The 17944-nt window shown below is 65.3% G+C and carries 14 protein-coding genes and 1 pseudogene; 8 read left to right on the forward strand and 7 right to left on the reverse strand.

The window, feature by feature from the left end:
- Positions 1–17 precede the first annotated feature (17 nt).
- Together recF and AB4Z44_RS17615 are read left to right on the forward strand one after the other, a co-directional pair.
- Positions 18–1094, forward strand: a complete 1077-nt coding sequence (recF, locus tag AB4Z44_RS17610) for a DNA replication/repair protein RecF (RefSeq protein ID WP_404710979.1) — start codon at positions 18–20, stop codon at positions 1092–1094.
- A gap of 91 nt (positions 1095–1185) precedes the next feature.
- Entirely contained in the window at positions 1186–1971 is a 786-nt protein-coding gene (locus AB4Z44_RS17615) for an OmpA family protein (protein ID WP_404710980.1), read from the forward strand.
- Positions 1972–2021: 50 nt separating this feature from the next.
- Here the strand turns inward: AB4Z44_RS17615 and AB4Z44_RS17620 are convergent, their stop codons facing one another.
- The gene (locus AB4Z44_RS17620; RefSeq protein WP_404710981.1) at positions 2022–3428 is read right to left on the reverse strand and encodes a M20/M25/M40 family metallo-hydrolase; all 1407 of its coding nucleotides are present in this window, start codon (positions 3426–3428) and stop codon (positions 2022–2024) included.
- A gap of 134 nt (positions 3429–3562) precedes the next feature.
- On the opposite strand from AB4Z44_RS17620, the gene gyrB reads away from it, so the two are divergent.
- From gyrB to AB4Z44_RS17650, 6 genes and pseudogenes are all read left to right on the forward strand, one after another.
- Positions 3563–6028 carry a DNA topoisomerase (ATP-hydrolyzing) subunit B gene (gene gyrB / locus AB4Z44_RS17625; protein WP_404710982.1) on the forward strand — a complete coding sequence of 822 codons (2466 nt, stop codon included), beginning with the start codon at positions 3563–3565 and terminating at the stop codon, positions 6026–6028.
- 47 nt (positions 6029–6075) lie between these two features.
- On the forward strand, positions 6076–8187 hold the full coding sequence (locus tag AB4Z44_RS17630) for a prolyl oligopeptidase family serine peptidase (protein ID WP_404710983.1): 2112 nt from the start codon (positions 6076–6078) through the stop codon (positions 8185–8187).
- A 103-nt stretch (positions 8188–8290) separates the two neighbouring features.
- The gene (locus AB4Z44_RS17635; protein WP_404710984.1) at positions 8291–9388 is read left to right on the forward strand and encodes an ABC transporter permease; all 1098 of its coding nucleotides are present in this window, start codon (positions 8291–8293) and stop codon (positions 9386–9388) included.
- Positions 9385–10281, forward strand: a pseudogene (locus AB4Z44_RS17640) (ABC transporter ATP-binding protein). Before AB4Z44_RS17635 ends, AB4Z44_RS17640 begins: the two are co-directional and overlap by 4 nt.
- Entirely contained in the window at positions 10281–11219 is a 939-nt protein-coding gene (locus AB4Z44_RS17645; RefSeq protein WP_404710985.1) for an MlaD family protein, read from the forward strand. Before AB4Z44_RS17640 ends, AB4Z44_RS17645 begins: the two are co-directional and overlap by 1 nt.
- Positions 11216–11812, forward strand: coding sequence for an ABC-type transport auxiliary lipoprotein family protein (locus AB4Z44_RS17650; RefSeq protein WP_404710986.1), 597 nt, complete (start codon positions 11216–11218; stop codon positions 11810–11812). The genes AB4Z44_RS17645 and AB4Z44_RS17650 overlap by 4 nt, the downstream gene beginning before the upstream one ends.
- On the opposite strand, the gene pepN is transcribed toward AB4Z44_RS17650, so the two are convergent.
- From pepN to hpf, 6 genes are all read right to left on the reverse strand, one after another.
- Positions 11809–14409: an aminopeptidase N gene (pepN, locus tag AB4Z44_RS17655; protein ID WP_404710987.1), complete on the reverse strand. Its 2601-nt coding sequence runs from the start codon at positions 14407–14409 to the stop codon at positions 11809–11811. The two genes, AB4Z44_RS17650 and pepN, sit on opposite strands and share 4 nt — an antisense overlap.
- A 39-nt stretch (positions 14410–14448) precedes the next feature.
- Positions 14449–15366: a DMT family transporter gene (locus AB4Z44_RS17660; RefSeq protein WP_404710988.1), complete on the reverse strand. Its 918-nt coding sequence runs from the start codon at positions 15364–15366 to the stop codon at positions 14449–14451.
- Between the two features lie 7 nt (positions 15367–15373).
- On the reverse strand, positions 15374–16369 hold the full coding sequence (locus AB4Z44_RS17665; protein ID WP_404710989.1) for a threonine aldolase family protein: 996 nt from the start codon (positions 16367–16369) through the stop codon (positions 15374–15376).
- A gap of 85 nt (positions 16370–16454) precedes the next feature.
- Positions 16455–16784, reverse strand: a complete 330-nt coding sequence (locus AB4Z44_RS17670) for a DUF1491 family protein (protein WP_404710990.1) — start codon at positions 16782–16784, stop codon at positions 16455–16457.
- A gap of 1 nt (position 16785) precedes the next feature.
- Entirely contained in the window at positions 16786–17253 is a 468-nt protein-coding gene (locus AB4Z44_RS17675; protein ID WP_404710991.1) for a PTS sugar transporter subunit IIA, read from the reverse strand.
- A 65-nt stretch (positions 17254–17318) separates the two neighbouring features.
- A complete protein-coding gene (hpf, locus tag AB4Z44_RS17680; RefSeq protein ID WP_404710992.1) occupies positions 17319–17900 on the reverse strand; it encodes a ribosome hibernation-promoting factor, HPF/YfiA family in 582 nt (193 codons plus the stop codon).
- Positions 17901–17944 lie beyond the last annotated feature (44 nt).

A 17944-nucleotide genomic window follows, 5' to 3' on the forward strand; every position in this document is an offset into this window, starting at 1 on the left:
GTACTTCGGTCCTGTCCATGCCCGTCATCACCCGTCTCGCGCTCACCGATTTCAGGAACCATACCGACGCGTTGATCGCGCCGCAGCCGGGGCTCGTCATCCTCACGGGCGAGAATGGGGCGGGCAAGACCAACATCCTCGAGGCCGTCTCGCTGCTCTCGCCGGGACGCGGGCTGCGCGGCGCCACATTGTCGGCCATGGCCCGCAACGACGGGCCGGGAGGGTTTGCGATCGGCGCGCGGCTGGGCGATGTCGATATCGGCACGGGCACGCTCGCGGCGGCGCCCGAGCGGCGGCAGGTTCGGATCAATGGGGCGGATGCGTCGGCCGCGGCGCTGGGCGAATGGCTGGCTCTGCTATGGCTGACACCTGCCATGGACCGCTTGTTCGCCGAAGGTGCGAGCGGACGACGCCGGTTCCTCGACCGGCTGGTCCTGGCGCGTGAGCCGGGCCACGCCGCGCATGCCAGCCGCTACGAGGCGGCGATGCGTGCGCGCAACAAGCTGCTGTCCGAACCCGAGGGCGCCGATCCCGCCTGGCTCGCCGCGCTCGAGTCAGGGATGGCGGAGCATGGCGCAGCCCTCGCCGAGGCGCGCGCGCGAACCGTCGCCGCGCTGGCCGAGCGGCTCGCGACCCAACCGACAGGGCCGTTCGCACGCGCCGGGCTGGCCCTGACCGGCTGGCTGCCGACGAGCGATGTCCAGGCCGCGCTTGCCGCCGAATTGCGGGCATCGCGGGGCCGCGACGGCGCTGCCGGCCGCACTTTGGTTGGGCCGCACCGCACCGACCTGGCCGTCACCCATCTCGACAAGGCCATGCCTGCCGAACTCTGCTCGACCGGCGAACAAAAGGCGTTGCTGCTCGGGCTGATCCTGGCGCATGCCGACGGCGTCGCCGAGCAAAGGGGCGAGCGGCCGATCCTGCTGCTCGACGAGGTGGCAGCGCACCTCGATCCGCAGCGCCGCGCCGCGCTGCTCGACCGCCTCGATCGCGCCGGCGGCCAGACATGGATGACCGGAACCGAGCCTGGCCTATTCGACGAGGCGCCGGCTTCGGCCACACGCCTCACGCTTTCCGAGGGCGCGATCGCCTGACCTGAACCTGGCCTGCCTGCCGCACTCAGCGGCGGTTCAACGGCGCGGCGGCACACATCGTCGCGGGCGTGGGCTGAAAAGGAGACGGTTCGTGACGAAACCACGCACTTTGATTGCGATTGCCCTGGTAAGCATCGCCACACTACCGCTGGCATCGCCCGCCATGGCGCAGCGCTGGGAGCCCGGCCGCTGGGATTGGGCAGGCGGGCGCGACGACGATCGCCAACCCTATGAACTGGTCGGCCCCGGCGTAAGGATGTTGCTGCCTGAATTGCGCGAAACCCGCCGCGGACGCGCCTTCGTGCTGCGCAATTTCGATCGCCGGCATGACGGCTTCATCGGCCCGCGTGAAGCGCAGGCTGCGAACGACGCCTTCCTCGGGGCGATCGGCCCGGATCGGACGCGCTTCAGCTGGACGATCGTCGATCGGGGCCCGATCGCGGGTCCGCCCGGGCGGCACCATTGGGATCGGGCGGCGATGCGTAGCTATGGTTTCCGCGATACGCGCGAGGGCGCACGGCTTACGCTGCAGGAGGATGTGCTGTTCCGCACCGACAGCGCCGATCTGCGCCCCGGCGCGATCGACAAGTTGCAGGCGCTCGCCGATTATCTGAATGACAATCCCGGCGTCCGGGTGGCGATCGACGGCTTTACCGACAGCCGCGGCAGCGATGCGCACAATCAAGCCTTGTCCGATCGGCGCGCCGCCAGCGTGCGGGCGGCCTTCGCTCAGATGGGCGTCACTTCAGCGCGCTTTCGGGTGCGCGGGCATGGTGAGGCCGACCCTGTCGCACCGAATACCAGCCCCGAGAATATGCGTCGCAATCGTCGCGTCGAGATCACCTTGCTCGGCCAGCGCGCGAGCGCCTTCGGCTGAATTGTCGAAGTGTGAAGGGGCGGCAACCTTGCGCCGCCGCCCCCGATTTTTCACCCTGCGTAGGCCTTGATCAGTTCCTGCAGCAGATCGCGCCCGGTGTAGACCGAGGCGACGCGCGCGCGCTCGTTGAGGCCGTGCGTGCCGTTGCCGTCGGGATCGCCGTAAGTGCCCGGCGGGCCATAGACCGGGATACCGACGGCTTCCAGGAAGATGCCGTCGGTCGCCCCGGTCGACATCGCGGGGATCAGCGGCACGCCCGGATAATATTTGGCGACGAGTTTCTCCGCCGGGCCGACCACCTTGGGATCGAGCGGCGGCGGTGAGGCGAGCGGGCCGCGCTCTTTCTCGAGCTTCACCGTCATGCGCGGATCGTTGATCGCTTTGGTCAGCGCCGCGGCGGTCTCTTCCGAGCTCTCGCCGGGGAAGACGCGGCAATTGACGTTGGCGCCCGCACGCTGCGGTAGCGCATTGTTGGCATGGCCGCCGTCAAGCAAGGTCGCGACGCAGGTGGTGCGCAGCATCGAATGGAGGCTCTTGTCCTTGTTGAGGATCGCCTCGGCCGCCTTGTCATTCGGATCCTTCGCGATCGCGATCATCGCTTCGCCCGTGGCATCATGGCGTGCCGCCCCCGCCTTGGCGAAATAGGCCCGCGTCGTGTCGGTCATCTTGAGCGGGAATTCGTAGTCGCGGATCTTCACCAGCGCATCCGCCAGTTCGTAGATCGCATTGTCGCGGATCGGTGCCGAACTGTGGCCGCCGACATTGGTCGCCTCGATCCGGTAATTCTGCGCCGATTTCTCGCCGACATGGAGGTTCATCACGACCGGCTTGCCGTCCGGCCCCGCGCGGCCGCCACCGCCCTCGTTGAGCGCGAATTCTGCGTCGATCAGGTCGCGCTTGTTCTTGGCGAGCCATTCGGCGCCGTTGAACGCCCAGCTCGTCTCCTCGCCGCAGGTCAGTGCCAGCTTGATCGTGCGCTTGGGCTTATAGCCCTCTTTCCTGAAGCGCATCATCGCGTCGATCCAGATCGCGTCCATCGCCTTCATGTCGCTGGTGCCGCGACCGTAGAAATAGCCATTCTCTTCGATCAGCTTGTACGGGTCGCGCGTCCAGTCCTCGCGCTTGGCGACGACGACATCGATATGGCCGAGCAGCAGCAGCGGCTTGAGTGTCTTCGACGTGCCCGGCAGGACCACGACGAGTCCACCTTCCTTGGGGTGCTCGGGTGTCGAGAACAAAGTGATCTGATCGGCGCTGTACCCGGCATCCTTCAGATGGCCGGCGACCTTTTCGGCAAGCGCCGTGCAACTGCCGGTGGTGATGCTCGTGTCGGTTTCGACCAGCTCCTGATACAGCGCGCGAAACGCGACCTGATCCGGGCGCAGGGCCGGCGCCTGCGCGCTCAGCGACTGGCAGAGCGCCATCATTCCTACTGCCAGCGCCCAACGTGCCTTCATATCATGCCCCTTCGCGACTCTTGCTGCGACGCAATATGAGCATGCCGCGGAGGTGGAGGGAAGGCCCCGCTTCGGCTGGCGCCAGGATAGCCATTTCGCTTGGGTTTCGGGGTGTGTTTCCCTATATGCTCGCTATGGCAACTACCCCCGAAGAAAACGAATATGGCGCCTCCTCGATCAAGGTGCTGAAGGGCCTCGACGCCGTCCGCAAGCGGCCGGGCATGTATATCGGCGATACCGACGACGGATCGGGCCTCCACCATATGGTGTTCGAGGTTTCGGACAATGCGATCGACGAAGCGCTCGCCGGCCATTGCGACAAGATCCTGATCACGCTCAATGCGGACGGATCGGTCTCGGTCGAGGATAATGGCCGCGGCATCCCGACCGGCATCCACGCCGAGGAAGGCGTTTCGGCCGCGGAGGTCATCATGACCCAGCTTCACGCCGGCGGTAAGTTCGACAACACCAACGACAAGAATGCGTACAAGGTCTCGGGCGGCCTCCACGGCGTCGGCGTGAGCGTCGTCAACGCGCTCAGCGACTATCTCGATCTCACGATCTGGCGAGACGGTTTCGAGCATTACATGCGGTTTCGGCACGGCGATGCCGAGGCCCCGCTCAAGGTGGTCGGCCCGTGCGGCGAGAAGCGCGGCACGAAGGTGACCTTCATGCCGTCGGCCGAGACCTTCAAGATCACCGAATTCGATTTCGACAAGCTGGAGCATCGCTTCCGGGAGCTTGCTTTCCTCAATTCGGGCGTGCGACTGTTCCTGATCGACGCACGCCATGCCGAGCGTCGCGAAATCGAACTGTTTTACGAAGGCGGCATCGGTGCCTTCGTACGCTATCTCGATCGCACCAAGGCACCGCTCTTTCCCGACCCGATTTCGGTCAGCGGGCAGCGCGACGATGTCGGCATCGAGGTCGCGCTCGAGTGGAACGACAGTTATTACGAGCAGGTCCTCTGCTTCACCAACAACATCCCGCAGCGCGACGGCGGCACCCACCTCGCGGCATTCCGCGCGGCGCTGACGCGGACGCTCAACAATTATGCCGAGAAATCCGGCATGATGAAGCGCGAGAAGGTCAGCCTCACCGGCGACGATATGCGCGAGGGGCTGACCGCAATCGTATCGGTCAAGCTGCCCGATCCGAAGTTCGGATCGCAGACCAAGGACAAGCTCGTCTCGTCCGAGGTGCGCCAGCCGCTCGAAAGCCTGATGGCCGACAAGATGGCGGAGTGGCTCGAGGAAAATCCGGGCCACGCCAAATCGATCATCCAGAAGACGATCGACGCCGCCGCCGCGCGCGAAGCCGCCCGCAAGGCGCGCGAAGCGAGCCGCAAGAGCGTGATGAGCATCGCCTCGCTCCCCGGCAAGCTCGCCGATTGCCAGGAGCGCGATCCGGCCAAGTCCGAACTCTATCTGGTCGAGGGTGACTCGGCCGGCGGTTCGGCGAAGCAGGGCCGCGATCGCAACACCCAGGCGATCCTGCCGCTCAAGGGCAAGATCCTCAACGTCGAGCGCGCGCGCTTCGATCGCATGCTATCGTCGAAGGAGGTCGGCACGCTGATCCAGGCGATCGGCACCGGCATCGGCCGCGACGACTTCAACATCGACAAACTGCGCTATCACAAGATCGTGATCATGACCGACGCAGACGTCGACGGCGCGCATATCCGCACCCTGCTGCTCACCTTCTTCTATCGGCACATGCCCGAGATCATCGAGAGAGGGCACCTCTTCATCGCGCAGCCGCCTTTGTTCAAGGTGACCAAGAGCCGGTCGGAAACCTACCTCAAGGATCAGCCGGCGCTCGACGCCTACCTGCTCGACAATGGTCTGGCGGCGGTAATGCTCGACGGGCCGGACGGGCAGCGTTCGGGCAACGATCTGCGCGAACTGGTCGAGCATGCCCAGCGCATGGCGCGGCTGATGGCCTATGTGCCGAAGCGCTACGACAGCCGTGTGATCGAAGCGCTGGCCTTGGGCGGTGCGCTCGATCCCGCGCTGACAGATCGTCGGGCGGTGTCCGGCACGGTCGCCGGCTGGCTCGGCCGCGCCGATCCGGAAGCGAAGTGGGAGGTCGAGGCGACGTCGGAGGGCGGTTATCATGCCAAGCGTTTCTGGCGCGGCGTGACCGATCATCACATCGTCGACGCAGCTTTCATCCAGTCGACCGAAGCGCGTCGGCTCCACACGCTCGCGACCGAGCAGGCTCCGAGCTACGTCAACGTCGCCCGCATCGTCCCCATCGGCAAAGCCGAGGTCGAAGAGAGCGAGGATGGCGAGGAAACCCCGATCGTCGACAGCAAGACGGCCAAGCGTATCTCGCGCCCGTCCGAATTGCTCGATGCAGTGCTTGCCGCCGGCCGCAAGGGCACGGCGATCGCGCGCTACAAGGGTCTCGGCGAGATGAATGCCGAGCAATTGTGGGAAACCACGCTCGATCCCAACAATCGCGCGATGCTCCAGGTCGAGGTTACGCAAGCCGATGTCGCCGACGAGATCTTCACCCGGCTGATGGGCGACGTAGTCGAGCCGCGTCGCGAGTTCATCCAGGACAATGCGCTCTCCGTCGCCAACCTTGACGTCTAGGGCCTGAACTCCCCATGCGTTGCCATAGGCGATGCATGGGGGACGGCATGATCAAGCGGCGGATCGCGGCAGCACTTCTTCTGGCGAGCGCTGGATCGCCGGCACTCGCGCTGCGGCCGATGGGGCCGGACGATCTCATGCGGATCGCGACGGTCAGCGATCCGCAGATCGATCCGTCGGGCCAATGGGTCGCATATTCGGTCGGCACGATCGACGTCGCCGCCGACAAGCAGGTTCGTCACCTGTGGATGTCGTCATGGGACGGCAAGCGCCAGGTCCAGCTCACCGGCCGAGATGGCGAAAGCGAGAGCAGCCCGCGTTTCTCCCCCGACGGCCGCTGGATCGCCTTCGTATCCTCGCGCGGGGACGAGCATGAGGAAGACCAGCTGTGGCTGATGGACCGCAGCGGCGGCGAGGGGACCAGACTGCCCGGCATAACCGGATCCGTCGTCGATCTCGCCTGGGCGCCCGATTCGAAGTCGGTCGCGCTGATCGTCGAGGATCCCGATCCCAATGAGGCCGCCAATGCCGCTGCGCAGGCCGAAGTGCCGTCCGCGACCAAGCCCGGCGCGGGTGCGGCGCCGACGCCCGAACCGGTAGCGCCGACCGCGGTTGCCGAGACCAAAGGCGACAAGAAGAAGCCCAAGCCGATCGTGATCGACCGCTTCCAGTTCAAGCAGGATATCGAGGGCTATCTCGGCAAGCAGCGCAAGCGGCTGTGGATCTACGATCTCGCCTCGCACAAGGCGCGGCGGGTCACGACCGGCGATTACGACGAGGCGTTGCCGGCCTGGTCGCCGGATGGAAAGAGTATCGCTTTCACCTCGAAGCGCGCGCCCGATCCCGACCGCACCTACGATAGCAATCTTCAGCTCGTGACGGTCGGCGCGGCGCCGGCCGAGCCGCGTGCGCTCACCAGCTTCAAGGGCGCCGACAATGACGACGAGTGGGAAAGCTACCCGGCATGGAGCCCCGACGGGAAGAACATCGCCTACCTGCAGGGCGGCCCGATCGCGCTTTTCTCCTACGGCGTACGCACGTTGGCGGTCGTGTCGGTGGCGGGCGGTGCTCCGCGCATCCTGACCGGCTCACTCGATCGCAACGTCAGCAACCCCTTCTGGTCGAAGGAGGGGCGCAGCATCGGCTTCACGGTGGAGGATGACGGCGCGCAGCGGCTGGCCGAAGTGGCGGCAAGCGGCGGCCCGGTGAAGGCGCTGGCGGGCGATCCGATGACGACGATCAGCGCGCCGATATCGGCAGTTGGCCGGGTCGCCTTTCTGACCGGCACCGACAAGGCGCCTAACGAAGTCTATGTCCTCGACGCCGGCAAGCCGCGCCAGCTGACCCATCAGAATGACGCCTGGCTCAAGGAGATCGCGCTCGCGCCGATCGCCCGCACCAGCTTTCGCAGCAAGGACGGCACCGAAGTCCACGGCTTCCTGATTACCCCGCCCGATGCGAAACCGGGCACCCCGCCGCTTCCCACCGTCCTGTTCAACCATGGGGGCCCGCAATCGCAATTCACCGCGGCGAGCGGCGGGTGGGCGATGTGGCAGATCTTCGCCGGCGCCGGCTATGCCGTCGTCTCGTCGAACCCGCGCGGCGGCACCGGGCGGGGCGAAGCCTATGCCAAGGCGCTCTACGCCGATTGGGGCGGCCCGGCCGTGCCGGACGCGCTGGCGGCCGTCGACGATGCGGTCGCGCATGGCATTGCCGACCCGAAGAAGCTCGTCGTCGGCGGGTGGAGCTATGGCGGCATGCTCACCAACTATCTGATCGCTTCCGACACGCGTTTCCGTGCGGCGGTGAGCGGCGCCTCGATTGCCAACGTGCTCGCCGGCTACGGCACCGATCAATATATCCGCGACTATGAAATGGAGCTCGGGAAGCCGTGGGAGCACATGGATGTCTGGCTGCGCATCTCCTACCCGTTCTACCATAACGACCGGATCGTCACGCCGACCATGTTCATGGTGGGAGACAAGGATTTCAACGTGCCGCTGCCCAACAGCGAGCAGATGTATCAGGCGCTGAAGAGCCGCGGGATCGATACGCGGCTGATCATCTATCCGGGCCAGTTTCACGGCTTCAAGCGACCGAGCTTCCTCAAGGACCGGATGCAGCGCTGGCTCGCCTGGTATGCCGATCATCTGAAATAAAGCGTGCGGCGGATCGAGCCGGGTGCGGAACATTCCTGGTCACAGAACGTCTCCGACGAGCTATGGCCGTTGCTCTTTCCTTTGCGGGGAATAATCTCGCCGTATGACTGCGCCGGCCGACTTCAATATCGATGACGGCACGTTGCGGTTCAGCGGCACGCTGACCCTCGCCCGCATCGGCGACCTGTCGCAACGGCTCGATGCGCTCGGCGAAACGCCCGACAAGATCGATCTGTCCCAGGTCGAACGCATGGATACCGTCGGCGCCTGGCTGGTGCATCGCATCGCGCGCGATCATGATGCCGAGGTAGAGGGCGCGAGCGCGGAGGAAAGCCATCTGCTCGAGCAGGTCGCCGCCGCCGATCAGCCGCTCAAGATCCGGCCGGAAAACATGTCTTCCTTCAGCCGCGTGCTCGAACGGATGGGCACCGCCACGATCCGCGCCGGCCAGACGTTGATCGAGCTGATCGGCTTCTTCGGCGCCGTGCTGATATCGCTTGGCGATCTTGCGTTGCACCCACGCAGGCTTCGCTGGAACGCGGTAGTCCGCCAGTTCGAGGTGGTCGGTATCGACGCCCTCGGGATCATCGGCCTGATGAGCTTCCTGATCGGCATCGTCATCGCCCAGCAGGGCGCGATCCAGCTCCGTCAGTTCGGTGCCGAGGTGTTTACGATCAACCTGGTCGGGCGGCTCACGCTGCGCGAGCTGGGTGTGCTGATGACGGCGATCATGGTCGCCGGGCGATCGGGATCGGCTTTCGCCGCGCAGATCGGATCGATGAAGCTCGCCGAAGAGGTCGATGCGATGCGCACGATCGGCGTCTCGCCGATGGAAGCCCTGGTCGTGCCGCGCGTCATAGCGGCCTTCTGGATGATGCCGATGCTGGCTTTCTATGCGGCGATGGTCGGCTTGCTGGGTGGCGGCCTGTTCTGCTGGTTCAGCCTCGATATTCCGCCGATCACATTCGTCAGCCGCATCCGCGAGGTCGTGCCGATGACCGACATTTGGCAAGGCCTGCTGAAGGCACCGGTGTTCGGGATGATCATCGCGATTGCCGGCTGCTACCAGGGCATGCAGGTCGAAGGAAATGCCGAGGCGGTCGGCCTGCGCACCACTGCCGCCGTCGTCCAGTCGATCTTCCTGGTGATCGTGCTCGATGCGTTCTTCGCGGTCTTCTTCGCATCGGTGGGCTGGATATGAGCGTCGCCAAAGAGCAGGATGACGAGGACGTCATCTGCGTTCGCGGGCTGACCAACAGCTTCGGCGAGCAGAAGGTGCACGAGAATCTCGACCTCGATGTGCACCGTGGCGAGATATTGGGCGTGGTCGGCGGATCGGGGACCGGCAAATCGGTGCTGATGCGGTCGATCATCGGCCTGCAGACCCCTGACACCGGCACGGTGACCGTGTTCGGCGAGGAGCTGATCGGCCGTCCTGACATCGAGACGCGCGATGTGCGGCGACGCTGGGGTGTCCTGTTTCAGGGCGGCGCGCTCTTCTCGACGCTGACGGTTGCCGAGAACGTACAGGTGCCGTTGCGCGAATATTTCCCGCACATCGATCCGCAATTGCTCGACGAAATCGCCGCGTACAAGGTTGCGATGACCGGGCTGCCTGCCGAGGCCGGGCCCAAATATCCCTCCGAACTTTCGGGCGGCATGCGCAAGCGCGCGGGCCTTGCGCGAAGCTTATCGCTCGATCCCGAATTGCTGTTCCTGGACGAGCCGACCGCCGGATTGGATCCGATCAGCGCGGCCGCGTTCGATGAGCTGATCAAGAGCCTCAAGGAAACGCTGGGCCTCACCGTCTTCCTGATCACCCACGATCTCGATACGTTGCACGCCATCTGCGATCGCGTCGCGGTGCTGGCCGACAAGCATGTCGTGGCGGTCGGAACGATCCCGGAACTATTGGCGTTGGATCATCCGTGGATTTAGGAATATTTCAACGGGCCGCGCGGACGGGCTGCTCAGGATGCATCCGATCGCGAGGCGAGCGAAGATTCGGCCGAAAGCCTGAAACGACGGCGTGCGGCACTGCAATCGGCCGGCGGCGATTCGGCAACAGGGGACGCTAAGGCGGTGACAAGCTGATGGAAAACCGCTCGAATCACGTTCTGGTCGGGGGCGTCGTCCTGGCCCTCATCGCCATGGTCCTCGCCTTCACCGTATGGATGGCGGCGGCGGGTGGCACCGACGACAAGAAATTCGACATCCTGTTCAAGACTTCGGTCGATGGCCTTGCCAAGGGATCTTCGGTCACCTTCTCGGGCGTTCCCGTCGGGAAGGTGGAGGATATCACCTTGTTGCCCGATCAGCCCGAACTGATCCGCGTACGGATACAGGTGAAGAAGAACACCCCCGTGCTGCAGGGCACCAGCGCGACCATCGCCGGGGTCGGCTTTACCGGCGTGAGCCAGATCAACCTCGATGGCGCCGTCAAGGGCGCGCCCTCGATCGATCAGCCGGGCCCCTGGGGCTTTCCGCTGATTCCACCGAAGACAGGCGGCCTGGGCGCCCTGCTCAACAACGCACCGCAGTTGCTGGAGCGGCTGACGACGCTGACCGAGCGGCTGACCGATCTGCTCAATCCGCAGAACCAGAAGTCGATCGGCAATATCCTGGCACATGTCGATACGCTGAGCGGCAAGCTGGCCGATCGTGGCGACGAGATCGCCGCGACCTTCGCCGAGGCGCACAAGGCGATCGATCAGGCCGGCAACGCGGCCGAGAAGATCGGCAATCTGGCCGACCATACCGATGCCAGGATCGGGCCGGTGCTCGCCAACCTCAACGACGCGCTCGCATCGGCCAAGCATACGATGGCCAATATCGACAGCACGGTCGACGACGCGAAGCCGGCGCTGAAGGGCCTCTCGACCCAGACGGTGCCCGCGATCAACCAGTTGGTGCGCGATCTCAGCGATACTGCCAGTTCGCTCTCCGCGCTGTCGGGCAAGCTCGATAGCGGCGGCGCCGGTGGCCTGATCGGCGGCACGCGCCTGCCCGACTACAAGCCGAGGAAGAAATGACGAAACCGCCTCTCTCCCTGCTGGCTGTCGCGGCCGCGCTGTCGCTTGCCGGCTGCGTCAATCTCTCCCCCAAGCCGCCGGCAAACCTGATGGCGCTGTCGGCGACGACCCCGCTCGCCGCCGGCCCGACCCGGATCACCGACGACAAGGCGGCGATCTCGATCGCGCCGCTGACGGCGATTTCCTCGCTTGCCAATACCCGCGTGCTGGTGACCAACGGCCCGACCGCGATGGCCTATCTCAAGGGGGGTGCATGGACCGCGCCGCCAGCCGGCCTGTTCCGCAGCCTGCTCGCCGAGACGATCACCGTGCGGACCGGACGCGTCGTGCCCGAGCCGCGGCAGCAGGCGGTGCAGCCCAACACCCGCCTGTTCGGCCAGCTCTCCGCCTTCGGCCTTGATGGGCCGGGTTTTGCAGCGGTGGTAACGTTTGACGCGTCGATCGCCCGTACCGGCAGCGACAAGCTCGAGGCCCGCCGCTTCAGCGCGCGGGTGCCGGTGACTTCGGAAGATCCGATGACGGTCAGCACAGCGATCAACCAGGCGGCGAACCAAGTCGCCGCCGAGGTGGCGGATTGGGTCGGGAAGCCCTAATTCAGGCTCTTCGAAACCTGCTCCAGCACGTCCTTGCTCAGCCCGGGCGTCGCGAGGATCCGCTCGAGTTCCGCCCGCATCGCCGCCGCACGCTTCGGTTCGAACCGGCGCCAGCGGCCGAGCGAAGGCACCAACCGTGCCGCGCTCTGTGGATTGCGGGGGTCGACCGCGAGGATCATGTCCGCCAGGAAACGGTAGCCGCCACCCGCCAGATCGTGGAACGCACGCTGGTTGACCGCGAAGGCGTTGACCAGGGAGCGTAGTCGGTTCGGATTGGCGATGGTGAAATCGGGATGGCGCGAGAGCTTCTCCACCGCCGCGGGCGTATCGGCGCGGGTGGAAAGCGCCTGCGCGGTGAACCATTTGTCGAGCACCAGCGGATCCTGCCGATAGCGCTGATAGAATTCGTCGAGCGCGGTCTCGCGCTCGGCCGCCGTGCCGTTGGCGAGGACGCCGAGCGCGCCCTGCCGGTCGGTCATATTGTCCGCTGCAGCGAATTGCTCATAGGCCAGCCGGGCGGTGTCTTGCGCGCCGCTCGCCGCGAGATAGCCGAGCGCCACCGTGTGCATGCGGCGTGCACCCTTGGCGGTGGGCGTGTATTCGAAGCGGTTGGCGCGCGAACGGGCATAAGCATCGCGCCAATCATCCTCCAGCGTCGTGCCGATGTCGGCACGCAGCGCCTCACGCACCGCGGCGATCTTCTCCGGATCGACCTCTGCCAATTGATCGCCGATCAAAGCCTCGCTCGGCAGCAACACCGCTTCGGCGATGAAGGCGGCGTCGAGCGCAGGATCGGTGAGCGTATCGCGGATCGCCTCGATCACCGGACCATGATCGTTACCGCCCTTGGCCACACCAGCAATGAGCGTATCGAGCATCAACTGCTGCATCGCTTCGTAGCGCGCGAACGGATCATTGTCGTGCGCCGAGAGGAACGCGAGTTCGCTCGCGCTGCGATTGCTCTGCAGCACGATCGGCGCCGAAAAGCCGCGGTTGATCGACAGGATCGGACGCTCGGTGAGTCCGTCGAAGAGCACTTCGCCTTCGGACGCGTCGAGCGTGATGAGTTGCTCGGGGCCCATCGGATTGCCGCTGCGCTCGCCCAGAAGCGCCACGCGCAGCGGAATCACCATCGGCTGCTTGTCCGGCTGGCCCGGGGTCGGCGGGATCGTCTGGCTGAGCTTGAGCCGCGCGCGGCCGCCGGGCACGTCATGCTCGAGCGATGCCGTGACCCGCGGCGTGCCCGCCTGGGTATACCAGAGGCGGAACTGGGTGAGGTCCGCTCCGGTCGCATCCTCCAGCGCCACCACGAAATCCTCGCATGTCGCCGCATGGCCATCGTGCCGCTCGAAATAGAGATCGGTGCCGGCCCGAAAGCCTTCGGGCCCAAGCAAGGCGTGGAGCATGCGGATGACCTCGGCGCCCTTGTTGTAGACCGTCGCGGTATAGAAGTTCGAAATCTCGATATAGGATTCGGGCCGGATCGGGTGGGCGAGCGGGCCGGCATCTTCGGGGAATTGCGCCGCACGGAGCGCGCGGACATCCTCGATCCGTTTGACCGCCGGCGATCCCTGATCGGCCGAGAATTGCTGATCGCGAAAGACCGTGAAGCCCTCTTTCAGCGAGAGCTGGAACCAGTCGCGGCAGGTGACGCGGTTACCCGACCAATTATGGAAATATTCGTGCGCCACCACGCCCGCGACCGCATCGAAATCGGCATCGGTCGCCGTATCGGGATCGGCAAGAATGTAACGCGAATTGAAGATGTTGAGGCCTTTATTCTCCATCGCACCGAAGTTGAAATCGGAGACGGCGACGATGTTGAAGATGGCCAGATCATATTCGCGGCCATAGACGCGCTCGTCCCACGCCATCGACGCCTTGAGCGCGGCCATGGCATGATCGGTCTTGGGCAGATCGCCCGCGCGCACCCAGATGCCGAGATCGATGTCGCGTCCCGACCGCGTCGTGAAGACCTGGCAGTTGGCGACCAGATCGCCCGCCACCATCGCGAACAGATAGCAGGGCTTGGGGAAGGGATCGCGCCACAGCGCATAATGTTTGCCGGCCGCCAGATCGCCGGTATCGACGGGATCGCCGTTCGCCAGCAGGATCGGAAAACGGGCTTTGTCGGCTTCCATCCGCACCGTGTAACGGCTCAGCACATCGGGCCGGTCGGGAAAGAAGGTGATGCGCCGGAAACCCTCGGCTTCGCACTGCGTGCAGAGCAGGCCGTTGGATTCATAGAGGCCCATCAAAGCCGAGTTGGCGGCGGGCGAAATCTCCACTTCGGTTTCGATCAGATGGTCGGTGCCGGACAGGTCGATTACCAGAGCCGGTCCGTCCATCCGCCAGCTATCGTGCAATTCCTCGCCGTCGATCAGCACCCCGATCGGGATCAGGCCATCGCCATCGAGGTGGAGCGCACGTCTATGCTCGCCGTTGCGCCGAACGGTCAGCCGCGCCTTGACCCGCGTGTGGGCAGGATCGAGCGACACGTCGAGTGCGATTTCGGGCACCAGCCAGTCGGGCGGGCGATAATCCTCGCGCCGGATGGCGGCGGGCGGCGTGACGGCGGCAGCATTGGCGTCGAGCATTGGAAGTATCTACCTGTGGAACAGCAACGGTGGAAGCGTTCAGCGTGCGCTACGTGCACGCATTGCGACGACCAGCCCGGCGATGGTGAGCAAAGCCCCGGCGGCGGCGGTCGCGGTCCAGTGATACCCTTCGAACAAGGTCGAAAGCAGCATCGCGATCACCGGCACGAGCACGGCGATATACCCCGCCCGTGCGGGGCCGATCTGCCGGATCAGGGCGAAATAGAGCGAGAAGGTCACCGCCGATCCCATCAACGCGAGATAGAACAAGCCCGCTATATAGGCTGGCGCGAACGAGAAGACCGGCGGGCCAACCGAAATCCACGCCCACGCCGCATCGAAGGCGGTGCCATAGACCATGCCCCAGGCGAGCAGGGTTGGCGGCGGCAGCGCGGCGGCGCGTCTGGTTGCCTGAAGCACATTGGCAATAGAGGCCGCCGACAAGCCGATCAGGCTGAACGCGACGCCGGTGAAGATGCGATGCGAGTTGTTCGCCGACTGGCCCATTTCGTGGGCGAACAGCAAGGCGATCCCCGCGATCGCGATGCCCGACCCCAGCAGGAACCGGCGCGACACCGATTGCCCCAGGAAGAGCCGCGCGAGCAGGGCATTGGGGACTATCAATAGCGCGGAGACCAAAGCCACCAGCCCCGAAGCGATCCGATCCTCGGCCGCATAGACGAAGGTGTAATTGAGCGTGAATTGGGTGATGCCGAAGATCAGCGCCAGCGGATGCGCATGCGCCGGCAGCGTGATCCGCACCCGCATCCACGTCGCAGTGATGAACATCGCGATGCTGGCCAGTGCGAAGCGATAGACGACCGACCAGGCGCCGGGGGCATAATGAAGCTGCGACCCGATCACGAACCAGGTCGATCCCCACACCATCGTGCAGACGATGAAGGGGATTGCGACGCGCCTTTGTGCGCGCGCCGGCAAGGGCGCGTCGAACGTCACGGCGTCATCACAGCGCGGCGATAGCCTGCGCCAGCGCCGTCACTTCCCGCTCGGGGCTGGCCCAGTGGGTAACCAGCCTGATCTCACCTTCGGCCCAATCGTAGAAATCGAAACCCTGCCCGCGCAAGCTTGCCGCCTCGGCGGGCGTCATGCGCAGAAACAGCTCGTTCGCCTGTACCGGGTGGATCAGCCGCTCGCCCGCCGCGCCGGCGAGGGTCGCAGCGGCGCGATTGGCGGCGCGCGCCGTAGCGAGCCAGAGATCGTCCTTCAGCATCGCGTGGACCTGCGCCGCGAGATAGCGACCCTTCGACAGCAGATGCCCGGCCCGTTTGCGGCGGCGTTTGGTGGCATCGGCCAAAGCGGGATCGAAGAAGACCAGGACCTCGGCCGACAGCCCGCCATTCTTGACGAAACCGAAGCTCAGCACATCGACGCCGACCGTGAGTTCGGCAGGCGTGCAGCCCAGATGCACGATCGCATTGGCGAAGCGCGCTCCATCCATATGGAAGCCCCAGCCACGCGCCCTGGCGAGCGCGCCGAGCGCGACGACCTCGTCGGGGGTGTAGACGCAGCCATATTCGGTCGCGTTGGTGATCGACAAGGCGTGCGGCTGGACGCGATGGACATCGTTGGCAATTACGTCTGCCACCGCCGCGGCGCTCTCTGTCGTCAGCTTTGCGCCCGGCCCGTCGCCAAGCAGCAATTTGGCACCATGCGTGTAGAATTCGGGCGCACCGCATTCGTCATTCTGGATATGCGCATCGCGATGGCAGATCACGCCGCCATAAGGCGGAGTCAGCGCCGCCAGCGCGAGCGAATTCGCGGCGGTTCCGGTCGCCACCCACAAGGCCGCGACCTCGCGCCCAAACAGATCGGACATCGCCCGGTCGAGTCCCCGACTGAGCGAATCGCCGTCATAGGCCGTATCGACCTGATCGGCCGCCTGCATCGCGGCGAACACAGCCGGATGCACCGGCGCGGCATTGTCGGAGAAGAAGCGCATGCGAAACGACTTGGGGCAGTGCCGCTGTCCAAGTCAATCGACCGATCGTCACGCTGATCCCTGTTTCGGGGCGACGGTCGGGGAACTATCCGGCTGCGACCTCATTCACGATTGCAGCGGCATGCGCCGCATCCAGTTCGATTACCCACAGATCGGGATCGTTCCGTCGCCGTCGAGCGATGTAGTCTCCGCGCGCCGCCGGATCCTCCGGACCAACCGGCGTCCATGCATAGCTGCCCCGGGAATTGAGTGTGCGTTCGAGTAATTGCCCCGCGACACCCCGCTCCGCCAGCTGGATCAGCAGGGACCCCGCCGTGGCATCGCCCCGCGCCAATACCATCGCACTGCCGCCAGCCGCCTCGACGCGGCGGATCAGAGCCGAGACGAGCAGACCGGCGGCGAGCCGGCCCGTCATGTCAGGCCGCGTCGCGAGCGTCGGATTGGGCGAACAGCGCGTAGAGCGCGTCGGTGGAGCCTGCGCCGCGCAGTTTGGCAACGAATGCCTTGTCGCGCAGCCGCCGGCTGACGCGCGCCAGCGCCTTCAGATGCTCCACCCCCGAATTGGGCGGCGAGAGCAACAGGAAAACCAGATCGACCGGCAGATCGTCGATCGCCTGGAAATCGACCGGTGCCGACAACCGGGCGAACACGCCGACGACCCGATCGAGTCCGTCGATCTTGCCGTGCGGAATCGCGACGCCACCACCGAAGCCAGTCGAACCGAGACGCTCACGCTCGACCAGCCGCTCCACGATCACGCGCGGATCCATGCCGGTCAACCGGCCAGCACCGTTGGCCAATTGCTGAAACAATGTCTTCTTGTTGGGTGCCACGAGGCCCGCGAGCACGGCTTCGGGCCCGAGCAAATCGGAAAGATCGTCCATCACACCAGAATCACATATCCATGAACGGGTGAGCCTAAGCCCACCCGGTTTCGCACCATCGAAAATCAGGCAGCGCGTTGCGGCTCCACCCAACCGATAGTGCCGTCGCCCCGACGATATACCATATTGAACGAGCCTGTGCCCGAATTCTTGAAGAGCAAGGCATTGGTGTTGCGCAGATCGAGCATCATCACCGCGTCGGACACGCTCGCCTCGGGCACGTCGACCCGGGTTTCGGCGATTACCGGCGGGTGGTCGCCGAGCATCTCGTCTTCCTCGGGAGCCTGCTGGAAGACGGTGTAACCCGCATCCGCCTCGATCTCGCCCGTATCCGCGCCGTTGGCCACACCGTGACAATTCTTGAGACGGCGCATGTAGCGGCGCAGCTGGGTCTCGATCCGATCGGCCGCCTGATCGAAGGCCGGATGCGCTTCATTGCCCTGGCCCGCCCCCTTCAGGATCACGCCCTGCATGACGTGCGCGACGATATCGCAGGAGAAGGCACCATGCGGGCCATGGCCGAAGGTCACATGGGCGGAGATGCTACGCGAAAAATATTTCTCGGCGAGGCCCTGAAGCCGCTCCTCGACGTGCGTGCGCAGTGCATCACCCGTATCGACCTGGTGACCGGAGACCCGGATATCCATGTTTCTTCTCCTTTTCGGCGCCGTTGGGGATCAAACCGACCCCC

This window comes from Sphingomonas sp. MMS24-J13, from assembly GCF_044905095.1.
Classification (GTDB): Bacteria; Pseudomonadota; Alphaproteobacteria; order Sphingomonadales; family Sphingomonadaceae; genus Sphingomonas_I.